The sequence below is a fragment of the Streptomyces dysideae genome (genome assembly GCF_001514305.1).
GTDB classification, from domain to species: Bacteria; Actinomycetota; Actinomycetes; order Streptomycetales; family Streptomycetaceae; genus Streptomyces; species Streptomyces dysideae.
The window spans coordinates 80,445-95,924 of the sequence record NZ_KQ949109.1 but is presented as its reverse complement, the minus strand read 5'-3'; the positions used below and the strand labels follow the sequence as shown (position 1 = coordinate 95,924).

The following is a 15,480-nucleotide window of genomic DNA, read 5'->3' as shown; positions in this document are numbered from 1 at the left end:
TCATCCTCCTTGCATCTGATCCGGCAACGGCCAGCCGGTCTCCGGGCGATCCCTCCGCTCGGTCGCGGCCGCGCCCATGCCCTCGATGTCATGCTCGGCAACGTCCACCAGCTGCCGGCCGAGGTCCTGCAGGGCCCTGCCCGCCGCCAGCTCGTCACCGATCTCCGGCACGTCCGTGTCCATGGGGTTCCGGTGCGCGTCCCCGTGCCCGGTGAGCTCCGTGGTTCCGGTGTCCAGCACCACGCGTGCCTTGGTCGTTCCCTCTTCCTCGAAGAGATAGAGGCGAACCTTCCATTCCACGGTATGCGGCATCACTGTCCTCCTCATCTCGGTACGGAGCGCTGCGTTCCGGTTGCGCTCCGCTCGTGGTTGCGCAGGTCCGCGGATGAGGCCAGAGCCTCGTCTGCGATACGGCGCCGGACCCGGTCGGCGAGGGCGGTCAGCTGTCCGGAGGCCGTCGCCCGTGGCGCGAGGGGCGCCCGGATGCGGCGTGCCGCGGGCGGGAGCACGGCCAGGTCTGCGGCGAACCTCTCCCCACTCTCGTCCAGAGTGGGGCGCTCGACGGTGCGCCTCCCGTTCTGCAGCACCGTCTCCAGCAGCGGTACGCCCTCCCCCGGTGGCTGCTCCTCACGGAGCCCGATCACGTCCGCGTATCCGGGGCGGCGGAACACCTGCTTCTGCCCGGGGGCGGTCACCTTGGCCGAGGAGAGCTTCATCACCGGCCGGCCGTCGTACTCGACCATCTTGTAGGCCGAGTCCAGGAACGGGGCGTCGGCCGACACCCCGACACGGGTACCGACGGCGTAGACGTCGATCGGCGCTCCGGAACGGACCAGCTCATCCACGGCGTACTCGTCGAGACCGCCACTGGCGATGATCCGCACCTCCGGCAGTCCCGCCGCGTCGAGGAGGGCGCGCGCCCGCAGCGCCAGGGCTCCCAGGTCGCCGCTGTCCAGCCGTACGGCCGAGCCGGGCCCACGGGCCGCGTCGTCCAGGTCTCGCAGCACGCGGGCCGCGACGCGGACACCCTCCTCGGTGTCGTAGGTGTCCACCAGGAGCGTCACCGGGCCGGGGTGGGACCGGGCGAAGGCCCGGAAGGCCGCCTCCTCCGTTCCGAACGCCTCGATGTACGAGTGGGCCATCGTGCCCACGGCCGACAGCCCTTCGGCGATGGCCGCAGCGACATTGCTCGTCCCGGCGAATCCGACCATCGCGCTCAACCGGGCGGCCTGAAAGCCGGCTTGGGGGCCGTGGGTGCGTCGCAGGGAGAAGTCCACGACCGGGTGTCCCGCCGCGGCCAGTACACACCGTGCGGCCTTCGAGGCGACCGTCGTCTGGTGGTTGACCTGGTTGAGCACGTACGTCTCGACCAGCTGGGCCTCCGGGAGCGGAGCGGTCACCTCCAGCAGCGGCTCTCCCGCGAGGACGATCCGGCCCTCCGGCACCGCCCGCACCTGACCGGTGAACTCCATGCCCAGCAGCGGGGCCAGATCGCGTGGAGGCCGGTGCAGTGCCGAGGCGAAGGCATCGACATCCTCGGCGTCGACCCGGAAACCGGACAGGAAGTCCAGCGACGACTCCAGGCCGGCCGCCACCAGAAAGCCGCGGCCGGGCGGCATGTCACGGACGAACAAGCTGAACGTCGCCGGGCGGGTCATCCCCTCCCGCAGGTACGACATCGCCATCGTGACCTCGTAGAGGTCGGTCGTCGTCGCATCGGACATCTGCGTCACCTCCCGGACGACGCCCGCGAGCCCGCGCCCGTCACCTGCGGAACCGCGCGGACCAGAGCGGCTCCACCCGGTCCCATCCGGCGTCCCACTGCGCGTACCTTCTGTGGTCCAGCGCCAGGCGCATGCCCTTGCGCGCGCCGACGAAGCCGACGTACACACCGACCGCCGTCATGCCGCCCATCAGCCAGCCGCTGGCATTCGCGTTGCTCGCGGACATCGGCGGGTCCCGAACGGTTCCGTCCCGGTCCACCCAGATCCGCACGGTCGAGCCTGCGGTCTTGTCCAGCGGTACACGCGTGGTTCCCGTCTGCTGCCGACCGTCCGCACCAATCCACCTGAGCTGTACCTTCTGCTTCCCGTCCGCGGTACTGCCCTGTGCTGCTTCGGGGGCCGAGGTCACCCGGGCGGTGACCTGGAACCGCTCTGCGGACTGGGCCTGAACGGTGCGCATCGTCGACTCGTGGAATGCCAGCCCTGTGCTCACCGAAGCCACGGGCAGTCCGAGGACAAGGACCGCCAGCAGGAAACGGCAGCACCAGGTCTCGACGCGATCGGACGTACGCCTCAGCGGGTTCGCGCCCCTGGGCGGGCGCTTCTCCTGGTGCGATGGGTGGGGACCGGGTGCGTGCGGCGGTTCCTGTGCGCTCATGGTCTGGCCTCCAGCTGTTGCTGGTGCGTCCCCCCACCTTGTCTTCTTCCCTCACCACCCTCCGACGACGGCGGAGCCCGATCACGGGGCCGAAGGTCCCTGCCGACCGGCCACGCGACCCACCTGCTGGTCGCTCGTCACCGGTTCATATCTGCGGAACGACCGCGATCGGACACGGTGCGTGGTGCAGCACCGCGTGGTTCACCAGGCCCAGTTGCAGACCCCCGTGCCCATGTCGCCTGCGGGCCCGACGACGAGCAGATCAGCGCCGGCCGCGGCATCCAGGAGTGCCCGTCGCGCCGAGCTCTCGACCACCTCACTGCTCGCAGGAACGTCCTGGTACTGCCGCGCGGGCTCGCGCAGTGCGTCAGCCAGCACCTGCGCCGGCGGGCGCCGCAGGGCTTGGAGGGCGTATCGGACAGGCCCGGAGGCCCCGGGGTCCCGACCGGGACGCTCCAGGCGTGCACGGCGACCATCCGACAGTGCCGAACATGGGCCTCGCGGAACGCGAACTGTACGGCCGTACCGCTGCCCTCCCCGTCCTCGAGTCCGACGACGACACTCCCGAACCGGTCGGCACGGTGCTCCACCCCACCGCGTACGACGACGACCGGGCAGTCGGCATGCGCGGCCACGGCCACGCTGACCGAGCCCAGGAGCAGCCCGGTGAGGTCTCCGAGACCTCTCGACCCCAGCACCAGCGCGAAGGCGTTGCGCCCTTTGCCGACCAGGGCGGACGCCGCGTCCTCGTGCAGCACCTCACTGGAGAGCCGCACGGTCGGCGCGCCCTTCCTGGCACGCTCCGAGGCGACGGCTACCAGGTCGGGCGCCTCGTGATCCGCTGCGGCCGCGTGCATGGGATGGAGCGGCACCTCGTGCCGGACTGCCTCGTCCGCGGCCCAGTCCACCGCCTCAAGGCTCGCCTCGGACCCGTCGATGCCGACCACCAGGGGAACCGCCACCGCTCGCACCTCCTCTGTTCCGGACTTCCCTCTCGTGCGCGCCGCCTCGCCGGGGACCACATGCGCCGCGAGGAGATCTGGAGTACTCCTCGATGTAGAAGCACCGTGTTCTGTCGGTCGGCGCCGACTTTCGTGCGTCCCGTCGAGCACGCCCCGCAGCCGGCCTCGTCCTTCCAGCTTCGTACGAGATGGAGGCAGTCGCCATGGAACGAGTCCTCACCGTCGGCCTCGACGGCTCACCCGAGAGCCTGGCCGCCGCTCGCTGGGCCGCCGACGAAGCCGAGCGACGCAATCTCACCCTGCGCCTGCTGCACGCGTGGCCCCTGCTCGTGCCGGAACCGACCCACATCCCCGCGGAAGTCGACCAGAACTACTGGGCGAAGCGGCTCATGCACAACGCCCAAGCGGAACTCCAGGCGCGCCACCCGGGCCTCACCGTCGTCGGCAACCTGGTCGCCGACGACGCCCAGAACGCGCTGCTCCAAGGGGCGTCGGAGTCCGAGATGCTCGTGCTCGGCTCGCGGGGCCTGACTCCCGTGGAGAGCTACTTCCTCGGCGACATCAGCATGTCCGTCGTGGCACGCGCCGAGCGGCCCGTGGTCCTGGTCCGCGCCGACCGGCGGGACGAAGGCCACACACCCGAATCAGGTGCACGAGGGGATGTGGTGGTGGCCCTGAAACTGCACGGCCCGTGCGACGATGTGCTCGAATTCGCCTTCACCACCGCCGCGGCGCGGGGCGTACCCGTCCGCGCGGTCCATGGCCGCAGCCTGCCGATCCACGCGTACGCCCCCTGGGGCGTCGACCACACCGTGACTCAAGAGGAAAGGCAGGACGCGCAGAACGGCCTGAGCCAGGCTCTCCGCCCCTGGCGCGAGAAGTTCCCGGGCGTGGTTGTGGCCGAGACCATCCGCCTCACGAGCCCCGCCAGGGCAGTCGTAGCAGCCGCCGCGAGCGCCGAGTTGCTGGTCGTCGGCCGGCGACGGCACCACGCTCTGGCGCCACGCCTGGGCCCCGTGGCCCAGGCCGCCGCCCACCACGCGCGTTGCCCTGTCGCCGTCGTCCCCCATGACTGAGTCGAGCCACGACGGGGAGCCGATGGCGGCGGTGCGGCGAGTCGACGTCTCCGGTCCCCCGTCCCTCCCCCGTGCGGAGGCGCGCGAGACCCACACCGCGGTGGTGCTCTTCGTCGGGGACCGGGCCTACAAAGTGAAGAAGCCGGTCGACCTCACGTTCCTCGACTACACAACGGTGACCGCCCGGCGGGCCGCCTGCGAGCGGGAAGTCGTCCTCAACCGCCGCTTCGCGCCTGACGTCTACCTCGGCGTCGGCGAATTCCGCAGCCCGGACAGGGACGCGCCCGAGCCCGTCGTGGTGATGCGCCGCATGCCCACCGAGCGCCGTCTCTCCCGACTCGTACGGGAAGGCACGGCCACCGACGACGCCCTTCGCGCCGTCGCCCGGCTGCTCGCCACGCACCACGCGAACGCACCTCGCAGCGGAGAGGTGAACGAGCAGGGGACGCGCGACGCACTGTCCTCACGCTGGGAAGCGAGCTTCGCCCAGGTCCGCGCCCTGTCCGACGACGGCACCGTGCCCGACGGGGTGGAGGAGACCGAGCGCTTGGTACGCCGCTACCTCGCCGGCCGCGAAGCCCTGTTCGACAGCCGAATCGAGCAGGGACGGGTGGTCGACGGCCACGGAGACCTGCTCGCCGAGGACATCTTCTGCCTCGACGACGGCCCACGCGTCCTGGACTGCCTGGAGTTCGACGACACCCTTCGTTACGTCGACGGCCTCGACGACGCCGCCTTCCTCGCCATGGACCTGGAGCAACTCGGCGCCCCGGAAGCCGCGGCGTTCTTCCTCTCCGAGTACGGCGAGTACTCCGGCGACCCGGCACCACACTCCCTCTGGCACCACTACGTCGCCTACCGCGCGTTCGTCCGGGCCAAGGTCTCCCTGATCCAGGCACGCCAGGGCACACCCGGCGCAGAGGCGGCAGCACACCGACTGGTCACCACCGCCCTGCGCCACCTGCGCGCCTCCGCCGTCGGCCTGACCCTCGTCGGCGGGCTCCCGGGCAGCGGGAAGTCCACGCTCGCCGGCGCGCTCGCCGACCGGCTGGGCGTCACCCTGCTCAGCAGCGACCGCCTCCGCAAGGAACTGGCCGGCATCCCGGTGGAGCAGTCCGCAGCCGCCGCCTACGGTGAGGGCCTGTACTCCCCCGAATGGACCAACAAGACGTACGCCGCCCTGCTCGGCCGCGCATCGGCCCTGTTGTCCAGGGGTGAGTCCGTCGTCCTGGACGCCACCTGGCACGACGCGCGACAGCGGGAAGCCGCTCTGCGCATGGCCGAACACACCCACACCGACCTCGTCGCCCTGCACTGCCAGGTTCCGGTCGACTTCGCCACAACCCGCCTCGCCACCCGCGCACCCGGGGCATCCGACGCCGACCTCGACGTGGCCGCCGCCATGGCTGCCACGGAAGCACCATGGTCCGAGGCCGTCAGGGTCGACACGAGCGGCTCCCTGGAGGCCGCGGTCATCCAGGCACTGGCGGCCATCCGCCCGCACGCCGACAGCCAGGCCCCGGTCTTCCGTCGCCCCTACATGGAGCCGGACTAGTGCCCCGGCAGGCAGCGTTTGCCCGTCAAGGAGCGGCGTCCGGTGCGTGCTTTCGGCGTGCCGGCCGGAGGTCCTCGTACTGGATGTACTTGGGCTTTCGGCCGGTGCGGCGAGTGGCGGCACCTCCCACGCCCTTGAGGCAGTGGGGGAGCGTGCCGGGCGTCGCGACGGGGCGAACGTTGCCTGTTGGGGCACTAGACGAGTTGGTACACCCGCTACAGCCCAGGGGCGGCGGCCGATCAGCGGCCCGCGTCACCAGGTTTCGCGGGACGCGGCGCGTTCCCAGCTCGTCACCCACACCCTCGGCCTCAGCCGGATGGAAGACGCCTACGAGGTGTTCTCCCATGGCACCGACACCGGCGCCCTGAAGGTCGTGCTGCGCCGCGAATAGAGCGCCCGGGCCGAGAGCAGCCGCGACCTGGCCGCGCGGCCCGCCGTGCGACCCGGCCCGGGCCGGGCGACTCTGGAAAGAGGCAGGCGTCGGGAGGAGCGCCCATGCACTGGGAGACGATCTCCAAGGACACCGCACCGGGCGTCCCGGCGAATCTCGCCGCCTACGACCGGGATCGTTCCTCTTTCACTTGGTCGCAGGCGCGCACCGCGCTGGCCGGGTTGCCCGGCGCCCTCGAAATGGACTCGCTGGGCTACCTGGGTTTCATCGAGACGCTCAGTGAACGCACAGGTATCCGCATCGACGACGAGGACACACCGCAGCTCACCACCCTGTCTGCAAGCACCGACTTCCTCGTCGCCCATACGAAGTGGGAGGCCCGGTCCCCAGCACTCAGCCGAAGCCAGGCGGCGGCTTGCTCCTCCCCTCTGGTACCAGCCCGCACCGGGGCCGCACCGCTGTTGCCCTGGGGGGAGCCTGCACGCTGCTCGCCCTGGTCAGCTGCTCGAACGGCGGCAACGGCAACGGCCCAGCCACCACCAGCTCCCCACCTGCCGCAACCAGTGCCAGCCCATCCGCGGCGCGCATCGTGATCGAGAACTTCGCCTTCACCCCGGCGCCGTAGCCGGGCAGGGCGTGCGCCCAGCCGGGTGGGTCGGGGCGGAGCATGGGGCTTTGCTCGATGCCCAGGTCGATGAAGGGCACCAGGAAGGCGATGAGCACCCCGCCGACGCGACCGAACAGCGGTCCGAGCAGGACGCCGATGAGGCCGTAGGTGAGCGCGATCAGGACGTTCGCGGCGATGTAGAGGCCCCATTGGCGGGCGTCGAAGACGGTGGCGGTGGCCGCGAGGGAGGCGGCGGTGGCCAGCAGCGCGCCGAGAACCACCACGGTCAGGCGGGAGGCAAGCAGGGCGGTGGGACGGAACCCGGCGAGGGACAGGCGCTGGTCACCTGCGCGGGCGTTCAGGACGGTGAACAGTCCGGCGAGCATGGCCAGGGATGCGATGGCGATCGGCGCCATGGTGCCGCCGTGGATATCGGGCAGCCACGCCCGCTGGAGGAGGGTGCGGCAGCTTTCGCGTACGGTCAGCGACGTGAACTCCTCGGGGGTGGTGGCCACGGTGAGGATGATGAAGACCACGGGCACCGCGATGAGCAGCGTCCACAGCATCCGGTTACGGTCGGCCTCCCGCAAACCCATCCGTGTCCCCGCGGCCAGTTGGGCCGTGGTCGAACCGGGCCGGGCGTGGTGGCGGGGGCGGGCGACACGGCTGGTCGTGGTGATCACCGTCCAGCTGACCGCGGCCGCCGCGGCGGCCCAGGCCAGGGCCCAGCAGCCCGCCGCCGTCAAGCGGGCCGCCGCCCACTTCGCCGGCAGCCAGGGCGAGGTCGACGCCGCGCAGCACCGCTGTCCGGTGCCGGGCCGGCCATGCGCCGCGCCGGTACGTCTTCTCGATCCCGGTCGCCTCCAGCACCACATGCAAGGCCGTTGGATGCGCTGGTCCTGCCGCGGCGGCGTGCGCCGCATCCGCCTGCCGCGGTCCGCCGGTCTGCGTTCCCCGCGGGTCCCCGCCCCTCACCGCCGGCTCCCGGGCTCGGACGCCGTTCGTGTGGGAGGCGCCAGGTCGCGCAGGGTGTCACCGACGGCGTAGACCAGGGCGGCGGCGATGGTGGTGGCGCCCCACAGCCCCCAGGCTGCGGCGGGCGCGTCGCCGGACAGCAGGGCGGGAACGGGGAGGAGCCCTGCGGCAAGAAGGATCGGGGCGGTGCGGTGCAGGGAAGGAACCAGTCCTGCGGGATCGCGGTGGTGGCGCCGGGTGAGATGGACCGCGCATGCGGCGGTGGCCAGGTCACCAAGGAAGACCAGAGTCCAGACGACGGCGTCCATGCTCGGGTCACCTCCGTGTGACGTGCGAGTCCGAACTGCGCGCGGACCCGCGGGTGCTGTAGGTCTCCGTTTTCCGGGGGGTCGGCGTCCTGCGGGGCCGCTTCGGCCAGAAGGCGGGGGTGTTGGCTGCGTACACGGTCCACTGCTCGCCGAACTGCTTTGCGACTTCGCGTTCCTCGCTGCGGGCCAGTCTCACGTACACGTACACCAGGACCGGGAACATGATCAGGGTGGTGATGGTGGGCCCCTGCAGCAGGAACCCGATCATGATGAGCGGGAAGCCGTCGTACTGCGGGTGTCGCACCCACGCGTACGGGCCGGTCGTGGTCGGCCGGTCCTTCTGCGCGGCTTCGTGCAGGACCTTCCACGCGGCGGCGATCAGCCAGTACCCGGCGCCGATGGCGACGTAAGAGGCCAGGTGGAAGGGGCTCACGTGCGGATCACCCTGCCAGTTGGTCGGGTCGTTCCCCAGGTGTCCGCCGGCGTGGCTGTCCTTCAGCAGCGGGAATTCGTTGCCGAGCCAGCTGCCCAGCAGGTAGATCGTGAGCGGGGTGCCGTACATCTCGGTGAACAGCGCGACCATGAATGCGCCGTGGGCGCCCCATCGCCCGCCAGTCCCGCTTGGTCTTCGGGTGGAGGAAGCCGGCGGCGAACACGATGAACAGCAGGGTGTTGACACCACGAGTGGCCACAAGCCGTATGCGGCGTCAGCCATCACGCCCTCCTTGTGGCTGCTCGGCCGGCCGCCACCGGCCCTCAAGGTGCCAGGGGTGGACGCCTGTACCCGGCCGGTCAGGGCGGGCCGGATCCGGGGTGCTGCTGGTCGTGCTTGTGCAGCGGGTCGTCTTCCCGGTCGTCACGGCTTGGACCGCCGTGCGTGTCCTGACCGTGCATGCTCTTCATCATGAGGAACATCATCAGCGGGCAGGCGGCCACGAGGGCGAGCCAGAGGAGGCTCTCCAGCGAGGCGCCGACCATCAGGACTCCGACGACCACGATCGCGGCGGCGAGCGCGTACATGCCGTAGTTGCGCTGTTTCATCACCAGCCTCTCTCAGCGGAGGACCAAGGCCGCAGCCAGTACGGCCTGCTCTCAGGGTTTGGTGAGAGGGCCGCCGTGCAGGGCGTTCAGGCGGCGCCGGTACTCCTCTTCGTCGATCTCCCCGCGGGCGAACCGCTGCCCGAGGACCTGCTCGGGTGTCTGCGGCGCGGCGGGGACCTGGCTGTGCTCGTGAGGCCGGTTCACAGCGCGGAAGAACAGCACGCCCACTGTGATGATCAACGCCCAGAAAAGGATCATGCTGGCGGACATCGCGAACCAGCCCCATCCGCTGAGGTCATGGCCATACCAGAACATCGCCGTTCACCTACTTCGGATCGGTCGGCGATCGGGTCCGGACGCCAAGGTCCGGCGCCCGCATCGGAGCTTCTGTCCCTGCATTCATCGTGCCTCTGTCGGGGTTGGCGTGCAGGGGGCGGACGGTCCCAAGCGGGTGGGCCGTTCAGCCCCTACCAGGTAGGGGTAGCCGGGCGGAGGCTTGAAGGAGCGAGCTGGAGGGAGGCGGGCCGCCATGGGTGCCATCGATGTCGTCGTAGTCCTGGCTGCCGCAGGACTGATCGCCGCGCTGGGCTGGTTCTTCTTCGGCCGACGCCGTGCCGGTGCCGCCCGGGTGGAAGACGGAGTGCAGCGGGTGGAGGTGACGGTGCGGGGCGGCTACAACCCCAGCATCCTCAAGGTCCGCCAGGGCACGCCGGTGGAGCTGGTCTTCGACCGGCGGGAGTCCGGGGAGTGCACCTCCCGAGTGGTCTTCCCCGAGCTCAAGGTCAGCGCCGGACTGCCCGCCCACACCCGTACCACCGTGCGGCTCACCCCGGACCGACCGGGCTCCTTCGGCTTCGCCTGCGGCATGAACATGATCCACGGCACACTGCTCGTCGAACCCGCCGACGGCCCCGCGTCAGCCCCTCCGGCCTCCCCCGACGGCCATGACACCGCCGCCGCGCCCGCGGCTCCGGCGGGTGAGGAGGAGACGGGGGCCGCCGAGGCGGAAGCCGCGGATGCCGCCGAGCGGCAGGCGGAGATCAGGGACCTGACCCGCCGGGTGGCCGTGGGCGCGGTGCTCACGGCCCCGGTGCTGTTCGCCGTGATGGCGCACGAGCTCTTCGGCGCCGACTGGGTGCCTGGCTGGATGCTGAACCACTGGCTGCAACTGGCACTGATCACCCCGGTGATGTTCTACACCGGCCGGCCGATCCACGTGACGGGCTGGCTGACCCTGCGCCATCGCGCCGCCGACATGAACAGCCTGATCACCCTCGGCACCACCGCCGCCTACGGCTACAGCCTGCTGGTCACCCTCGCCCCCGACCTGCTGCCGGAAGACGTGCGCGAGGTCTACTACGAAGCCGTCGGCGTCATCCTCACCCTCATCCTGCTCGGGCGGCTGCTGGAGGCCCGCGCGAAGGCCGGCACCGGCGAGGCCATCCGCGCGCTGCTGGGCCTGCAGGCCCGCACCGCCCGCGTCGTGCGGGACGGCACCGAGACCGAGATCCCGGTCGAGGACGTAGCCGTCGGCGACGAGGTGGTCATCCGGCCCGGCGAGAAGATCCCCGTCGACGCCGAAGTCCTCTCCGGCTCCTCCGCGGTGGACGAGTCCATGGTCACCGGCGAACCCATGCCGGTCACCAAGCACACCGGGGAGACGGTCATCGGGGCCACCGTCAACGGCACCGGATCCCTGCGCGTGCGGGCGGCCAAGGTCGGCGCCGACACCATGCTGGCCCAGATCGTCCGGCTGGTGCAGCAGGCACAGGCGTCCAAGGCGCCCATTCAGCGGCTCGCCGACGCGGTGTCGGCGTACTTCGTGCCCGCGGTGATCGCCATCGCGATCGGCACCTTCGCGGTCTGGTTCACCCTCGGCCCCTCCCCCGCGCTCACCCTCGCCCTGGTCTCCGCCGTAGCGGTCCTGATCATCGCCTGCCCGTGCGCGCTCGGGCTGGCCACCCCGCTGTCGGTGATGGTCGGCACCGGCAAGGGCGCCCAGGCCGGCATCCTGATCCGCTCCGCCGAGGCCCTGGAGACCGCGCACAAGCTGGACACGGTGGTACTGGACAAGACCGGCACGGTCACCGAGGGCAAACCCGTCCTCACCGACGTCCACCCGGCCGACGGCATCGACGAGACGCAGTTGCTGCGGCTGGTGGCGGCAGCCGAGGCCGACAGCGAACACCCGCTGGCACAGGCCATCGTCACCGGCACGCGCGACCGCGGTCTGTCGTGGCCGGCCGCGACCGGCTTCGACTCGGTCACCGGCAAAGGCGTCCAGGCCACCGTGGACGGGCACGCCGTCCTGGTCGGCACCGCCCGGCTGTTGGGAGACGTCGGCATCGGCACCACCACGCTGGCGCCCGTCGCCTCCGACCTGTCGGCCCAGGGCAAGACCCCTGTCCTGGCCGCGATCGACGGGCGGCCCGCCGGGGTGCTCGCGGTCGCCGACACCGTCAAGGACGACTCCGCCGCCGCAATCGCCGCCCTGCAGCGCCTGGGCGTCGAGGTCGTCATCATCACCGGCGACAACGCCCGTACCGCCGCCGCGATCGCCGCCCAGGTCGGCGTCACCCGCGTACTGGCCGAGGTGCTCCCGGAGCACAAGGCGGACGAGATCCGCCGCCTGCAGGGCGAGGGCCGCACGGTCGGCATGGTCGGCGACGGCATCAACGACGCCCCCGCCCTGGCCGCCGCCGACGTCGGTCTCGCGATCGGCACCGGCACCGATGTGGCCATCGAAGCCGCCGACATCACCCTCATCTCCGGCTCCCTGACCGGCGTCGTCACCGCCATCCGGCTGTCGCGGGCCACGATGCGCAACATCCGGCAGAACCTGTTCTTCGCCCTGGTGTACAACGCCGTCGGGGTCCCTCTCGCCGCGGGCGCCCTGTACCCGCTGTGGGGCATCCGTCTCAGCCCGATCATCGCCGCCGCCGCAATGGCCCTGTCCTCCCTGTCCGTCGTGACCAACGCCTCCCGCCTGCGCCACTGGCACACCAGCCCGCCGCCACCCGTCACACCCGAATCCGTCACACCCCGGGTGGAGTCCGCAGCCAACCGGGGCACGGCCCCACCCGCCGCGGCCGACATCGGGCGACAGCCGCACCACTCATCTGGGTCCGGCACCGGCCACGAGCACCCGCCAGGCGCGGACGCGATGACCGTAGATCCGGTGTGCGGCATGCATCTGGTCCCGACAGCCGCCGCCGAACGACGCGACACCGCATCCGGCAGCCACTTCTTCTGCTCCGCGCACTGCGCGGCCGCCTTCGACGCCGACCAGGGCCGCTACCCCGCACCGCCAGCTGACGGGACAGACGAGGGAGGGCACAACCGATGACCACCATCCCCGACCATGCCCACACCGCGGATCCGGTAGCGAACGCCGCCCCGCGCGGCTACGCCGGCCACAAGGACGACCAGCTGTCCCGGCTGCACAAGGTGGAGGGCCAGGTACGCGGTATCACTCGCATGGTCGGCGAGGACCGGTACTGCATCGACATCCTCACCCAGATCAGCGCCGTCACCCATGCCCTGCAAGAGGTCGCCCTCGGCCTGCTCGACGACCACGTTCGGCACTGCGTCCACGACGCGGTACGCGCCGATGAGGCCGAAGGCGACGCCAAGTTCGACGAAGTCACCCTCGCACTGCGCCGCACGCTCCGGCTGTGACCTCCTCCGCTACACAACGGCGAGCATGGGTGGAGGCGATGGTGACAGACCGCGCCCCGTGATCACCGCTACCCCCGTGCAACACGTCACGCCTTCGACGCATGCCGGGCACACCATGCCCGGTATTGCGTCCTCGTCCGCTGCCGCCTGCCTGCAGCCCGCCGCCGCGCGGGACCCGGACGTGCTCACTGTCGACGTCGCCCACGCCCGACTGCTGGGCTTCACCGCCAAGCTGTGCATCCACCCGGCCCAACTCCCGGCCGTCGCGGACGGGTTCGACCCGTCGGCGCAGGAACTGCGATGGGCTCGTGCGGTCCTCGACGCCGCCGGACGGGCCTCGCGGAGAGTGCGCACCGCTGACGTGCTTCTTGATCCCACTCGTAGGTGCCGGTGTCTCGCCGCCGCCTCACCGGTCGGCGCCGTCGGCATCCCGTAGCCCGACCAATTCAGTTGCTGCCGGTAGGTTCCCGGCGGCGCTGTCGTACGTCCTGCGAGGGCGCCGTGGAATCCCCGCCGCCTCCCGTCCGGTCGCTGGTCTCGGCCTCGGCGGGCGAGGCGACGTCGCTCGACGGCGCGATCGGAAGGCCGGACGGATAGAACTGGGCGTACCAGCGGCGCAGCGCTTTGATGCCCTTTTCGTGCGGAAGCAGGACCGGCCGCGGCTGGTGGATCTTGTAGTCCCAGATCCGGACCTCCTCGTGCACCTCGCCCAGGGCTTCCGCGCGGAAGACGAGCTTGAGCGCGGGCGTCAGGAACGGGGCCCGGGCCGGTTTGCGGAGGTAGTACAACATCCGCAGCTCGCTGGTCCGGTCGTCGACGGGGGTGGAGAGGGCGACGGCGGTCACCGAGAGGACGGGCCCGTGGGTGCGGACCACCATCACACCGGGTCCGTACATGACGGCGTCGAAGGTGTTGTTGATGTCCCAGCCGAGAACTCGCCGGCTGATCCGGCCGCGGACCTCGGCGAAGGGACCGTCCGTCCGCCAGTCCTGGACGGGGGGTTCACTCTGGCCGTGGATGAAGTGGAAGTGGGACTCGTCGACGATGTTCTCGCGCATCTCCTGTATGTGGATGCGCGCTCGGCAGGTGTCGTCGATCGGCTCGGCGAAGTCCCTGGATCCCGCTTCCGGGATTTCCGGTACCTCCCATGAGGGCGCGACCGGCCCTGTGTGGACGAAGATGAGCCCGCTGTGCTCGCGCACCGGGAAGCCGCCGAGGGACACTTTGGGAGTCCGCACCGCGAACGGGGCGTTCACGCACCGGCCGTCCGCAGCGAATCGCCATCCGTGGAACGGGCACTCCACGGTCCCGTCCACGACCTTCCCTCCGACGCCCAGATGCGCGCCGTAGTGGGGGCAGTGCGCGTCCCTTACGGCCGCTTGTCCATCGGCCCCGCGGAAAGCGACCAGCGCCCGTCCGAAGTAGTGCAGGCTGACGACCCGGTCCGGCCGTAGCTCGGCGCTTCGGAGCACCGCATACCATCCGTACGGAACGGTCGGCATCGGATACTCGTCGGCTCGCGGATCGCGGGGCAGGCCCACCAGATTGTCATGACTGCAACAGAGGCGCATGCGTCGATGCACTAGCTCAGAAGCAGAATCCGAGGGGTTCGCGCGTACGGGATGGCTCCGGGCGCCGCGAACACCTCTGCTGCAGAGAGCCCACCAGTGCCTCGACGTCGGCCTTGAGCTGGGCGATTTCCTCCGCGTCGGCAGCCCGGAGCTCCTTGAGCCGGCGGATCTGCTTGCGTAGGCGTTGTTCGCTGTCCGGGGTCCGGCCCCGGGCGCGGACCTTGTAGTAGAAGTCGTTCTTCAAGTCGGTATGCCGCTGGGTGAGTGCGTTGCGCGGCACCCCGGCTTCGAGCGCGAGAGCGACGATCGTCAGCGCGCCGTTGGAGCGCTCAGGTGTGCCGCGCAGGATGCGGTCCATCGCGGCACGGATACGGTCGCGCTCATCCGGGGCTGGGCTCATGCGATTGGCTCCTGGTGGTGGATGCGGTCGCGCTCGTGACAATCGGCCAGATCCCGGAGGAACCCGGCACGTCGCGTGAGCCGGTCGGCGAGCGGGCTGGGCACCGCCTCCGAGGCGGGCTGTTTGTCCAACGCCTGTGCGTGCTGCACGAGTTCGTCGGCATGGCGGTCGGTGCGCGCGATGTTCGCGCAGGTCGGTTGGCATCGGTCCAGGCTCGGGGCGTCGGTGACATCGAGCCGGTGACACAGAGCGCGGTCGCGGTTGTAGACGCACATGGGGAACGAGTGCGGGTTGTCATAGACGGTCAAGGCGGAGGTCAAGGCCGGGTTGCCCAGGATGTCTCTGGCCTGGCGGTGCGTGCGGATGGACCCCGCGAAGGTCGGGGCCTGGGCGGCGGCGTGGATCGCTCTCCGGGCGGCTGGCCCTGAGACCCGGTTCCAGAGGCGAGGTCGTCGTGGAGGGTGGTGAGGGTGTCGGCGGTAGCCCGGGCGGTTTCGATGTCGAGCAGTTCGTGGATGCCGCCGCGGCCGCGCG

16 protein-coding genes and 1 pseudogene are annotated in these 15,480 nt (G+C 70.9%); 5 read left to right on the top strand and 12 right to left on the bottom strand.

Annotated features, from left to right (window positions below; translation table 11 throughout):
• The 4 genes and pseudogenes from AQJ91_RS38375 to AQJ91_RS38360 all read right to left on the bottom strand — a co-directional run bounded on the left by AQJ91_RS38375 (window position 1) and on the right by AQJ91_RS38360 (window position 3,344).
• Window positions 1–312, bottom strand: a complete 312-nt coding sequence (locus tag AQJ91_RS38375; protein WP_067031402.1) for a DUF1876 domain-containing protein — start codon at window positions 310–312, stop codon at window positions 1–3.
• Window positions 313–323: 11 nt separating this feature from the next.
• Window positions 324–1,724 carry a nicotinate phosphoribosyltransferase gene (locus tag AQJ91_RS38370; RefSeq protein ID WP_067031399.1) on the bottom strand — a complete coding sequence of 467 codons (1,401 nt, stop codon included), beginning with the start codon at window positions 1,722–1,724 and terminating at the stop codon, window positions 324–326.
• 40 nt (window positions 1,725–1,764) lie between these two features.
• Window positions 1,765–2,382, bottom strand: a complete 618-nt coding sequence (locus AQJ91_RS38365; RefSeq protein ID WP_067031396.1) for an Rv1733c family protein — start codon at window positions 2,380–2,382, stop codon at window positions 1,765–1,767.
• Window positions 2,383–2,527: 145 nt separating this feature from the next.
• Window positions 2,528–3,344 (bottom strand): annotated as a pseudogene (locus tag AQJ91_RS38360) (universal stress protein).
• 203 nt (window positions 3,345–3,547) lie between these two features.
• Here AQJ91_RS38360 and AQJ91_RS38355 point away from each other — a divergent pair.
• The gene (locus AQJ91_RS38355) at window positions 3,548–4,420 is read left to right on the top strand and encodes a universal stress protein (RefSeq protein WP_067031393.1); all 873 of its coding nucleotides are present in this window, start codon (window positions 3,548–3,550) and stop codon (window positions 4,418–4,420) included.
• 22 nt (window positions 4,421–4,442) lie between these two features.
• A complete protein-coding gene (locus tag AQJ91_RS38350) occupies window positions 4,443–5,975 on the top strand; it encodes a bifunctional aminoglycoside phosphotransferase/ATP-binding protein (RefSeq protein ID WP_079085536.1) in 1,533 nt (510 codons plus the stop codon).
• Window positions 5,976–6,759: 784 nt separating this feature from the next.
• On the opposite strand, the gene AQJ91_RS38345 is transcribed toward AQJ91_RS38350, so the two are convergent.
• The 5 genes from AQJ91_RS38345 to AQJ91_RS38325 form a co-directional block, all read right to left on the bottom strand.
• On the bottom strand, window positions 6,760–7,719 hold the full coding sequence (locus AQJ91_RS38345) for a hypothetical protein (RefSeq protein ID WP_199848133.1): 960 nt from the start codon (window positions 7,717–7,719) through the stop codon (window positions 6,760–6,762).
• A 225-nt stretch (window positions 7,720–7,944) separates the two neighbouring features.
• The gene (locus AQJ91_RS38340; protein WP_067031391.1) at window positions 7,945–8,256 is read right to left on the bottom strand and encodes a hypothetical protein; all 312 of its coding nucleotides are present in this window, start codon (window positions 8,254–8,256) and stop codon (window positions 7,945–7,947) included.
• A 7-nt stretch (window positions 8,257–8,263) separates the two neighbouring features.
• Window positions 8,264–8,839, bottom strand: coding sequence for a methyltransferase family protein (locus tag AQJ91_RS38335; RefSeq protein ID WP_234383291.1), 576 nt, complete (start codon window positions 8,837–8,839; stop codon window positions 8,264–8,266).
• A 209-nt stretch (window positions 8,840–9,048) separates the two neighbouring features.
• Complete coding sequence (locus AQJ91_RS38330) at window positions 9,049–9,297, bottom strand: DUF2933 domain-containing protein (RefSeq protein ID WP_067031387.1); 249 nt, start codon at window positions 9,295–9,297, stop codon at window positions 9,049–9,051.
• 51 nt (window positions 9,298–9,348) lie between these two features.
• Window positions 9,349–9,567 (bottom strand): SHOCT domain-containing protein, encoded by a 219-nt coding sequence (locus tag AQJ91_RS38325; protein WP_234383290.1) that lies wholly within the window; start codon window positions 9,565–9,567, stop codon window positions 9,349–9,351.
• Window positions 9,568–9,826: 259 nt separating this feature from the next.
• Here AQJ91_RS38325 and AQJ91_RS38320 point away from each other — a divergent pair, with 259 nt between their 5' ends.
• The 3 genes from AQJ91_RS38320 to AQJ91_RS38310 all read left to right on the top strand — a co-directional run bounded on the left by AQJ91_RS38320 (window position 9,827) and on the right by AQJ91_RS38310 (window position 13,411).
• The gene (locus AQJ91_RS38320; RefSeq protein ID WP_067031381.1) at window positions 9,827–12,643 is read left to right on the top strand and encodes a heavy metal translocating P-type ATPase; all 2,817 of its coding nucleotides are present in this window, start codon (window positions 9,827–9,829) and stop codon (window positions 12,641–12,643) included.
• Window positions 12,640–12,975, top strand: a complete 336-nt coding sequence (locus tag AQJ91_RS38315; RefSeq protein ID WP_067031378.1) for a metal-sensitive transcriptional regulator — start codon at window positions 12,640–12,642, stop codon at window positions 12,973–12,975. The genes AQJ91_RS38320 and AQJ91_RS38315 overlap by 4 nt, the downstream gene beginning before the upstream one ends.
• A 115-nt stretch (window positions 12,976–13,090) precedes the next feature.
• Complete coding sequence (locus tag AQJ91_RS38310; RefSeq protein ID WP_159054746.1) at window positions 13,091–13,411, top strand: hypothetical protein; 321 nt, start codon at window positions 13,091–13,093, stop codon at window positions 13,409–13,411.
• 10 nt (window positions 13,412–13,421) lie between these two features.
• Here AQJ91_RS38310 and AQJ91_RS38305 read toward each other — a convergent pair whose 3' ends face one another.
• From AQJ91_RS38305 to AQJ91_RS38295, 3 genes are all read right to left on the bottom strand, one after another.
• Window positions 13,422–14,447 (bottom strand): Rieske 2Fe-2S domain-containing protein, encoded by a 1,026-nt coding sequence (locus tag AQJ91_RS38305; protein WP_234383289.1) that lies wholly within the window; start codon window positions 14,445–14,447, stop codon window positions 13,422–13,424.
• A 115-nt stretch (window positions 14,448–14,562) separates the two neighbouring features.
• Entirely contained in the window at window positions 14,563–14,946 is a 384-nt protein-coding gene (locus tag AQJ91_RS38300) for a hypothetical protein (RefSeq protein WP_067031371.1), read from the bottom strand.
• Complete coding sequence (locus AQJ91_RS38295) at window positions 14,943–15,254, bottom strand: hypothetical protein (RefSeq protein ID WP_079085534.1); 312 nt, start codon at window positions 15,252–15,254, stop codon at window positions 14,943–14,945. The genes AQJ91_RS38300 and AQJ91_RS38295 overlap by 4 nt, the downstream gene beginning before the upstream one ends.
• Between the last annotated feature and the right edge of the window lie 226 nt (window positions 15,255–15,480).

What these genes read in the sequence shown, in the direction of transcription:
- AQJ91_RS38375 (WP_067031402.1), bottom strand. Translation starts at nt 312, where the DNA reads ATGCCGCATACCGTGGAATGGAAGGTTCGCCTCTATCTCTTCGAGGAA.
- AQJ91_RS38370 (WP_067031399.1), bottom strand. Translation starts at nt 1,724, where the DNA reads ATGTCCGATGCGACGACGACCGACCTCTACGAGGTCACGATGGCGATG.
- AQJ91_RS38365 (WP_067031396.1), bottom strand. Translation starts at nt 2,382, where the DNA reads ATGAGCGCACAGGAACCGCCGCACGCACCCGGTCCCCACCCATCGCAC.
- AQJ91_RS38355 (WP_067031393.1), top strand. Translation starts at nt 3,548, where the DNA reads ATGGAACGAGTCCTCACCGTCGGCCTCGACGGCTCACCCGAGAGCCTG.
- AQJ91_RS38350 (WP_079085536.1), top strand. Translation starts at nt 4,443, where the DNA reads ATGGCGGCGGTGCGGCGAGTCGACGTCTCCGGTCCCCCGTCCCTCCCC.
- AQJ91_RS38340 (WP_067031391.1), bottom strand. Translation starts at nt 8,256, where the DNA reads ATGGACGCCGTCGTCTGGACTCTGGTCTTCCTTGGTGACCTGGCCACC.
- AQJ91_RS38335 (WP_234383291.1), bottom strand. Translation starts at nt 8,839, where the DNA reads ATGGTCGCGCTGTTCACCGAGATGTACGGCACCCCGCTCACGATCTAC.
- AQJ91_RS38330 (WP_067031387.1), bottom strand. Translation starts at nt 9,297, where the DNA reads ATGAAACAGCGCAACTACGGCATGTACGCGCTCGCCGCCGCGATCGTG.
- AQJ91_RS38325 (WP_234383290.1), bottom strand. Translation starts at nt 9,567, where the DNA reads ATGTCCGCCAGCATGATCCTTTTCTGGGCGTTGATCATCACAGTGGGC.
- AQJ91_RS38320 (WP_067031381.1), top strand. Translation starts at nt 9,827, where the DNA reads ATGGGTGCCATCGATGTCGTCGTAGTCCTGGCTGCCGCAGGACTGATC.
- AQJ91_RS38315 (WP_067031378.1), top strand. Translation starts at nt 12,640, where the DNA reads ATGACCACCATCCCCGACCATGCCCACACCGCGGATCCGGTAGCGAAC.
- AQJ91_RS38310 (WP_159054746.1), top strand. Translation starts at nt 13,091, where the DNA reads ATGCCCGGTATTGCGTCCTCGTCCGCTGCCGCCTGCCTGCAGCCCGCC.
- AQJ91_RS38300 (WP_067031371.1), bottom strand. Translation starts at nt 14,946, where the DNA reads ATGAGCCCAGCCCCGGATGAGCGCGACCGTATCCGTGCCGCGATGGAC.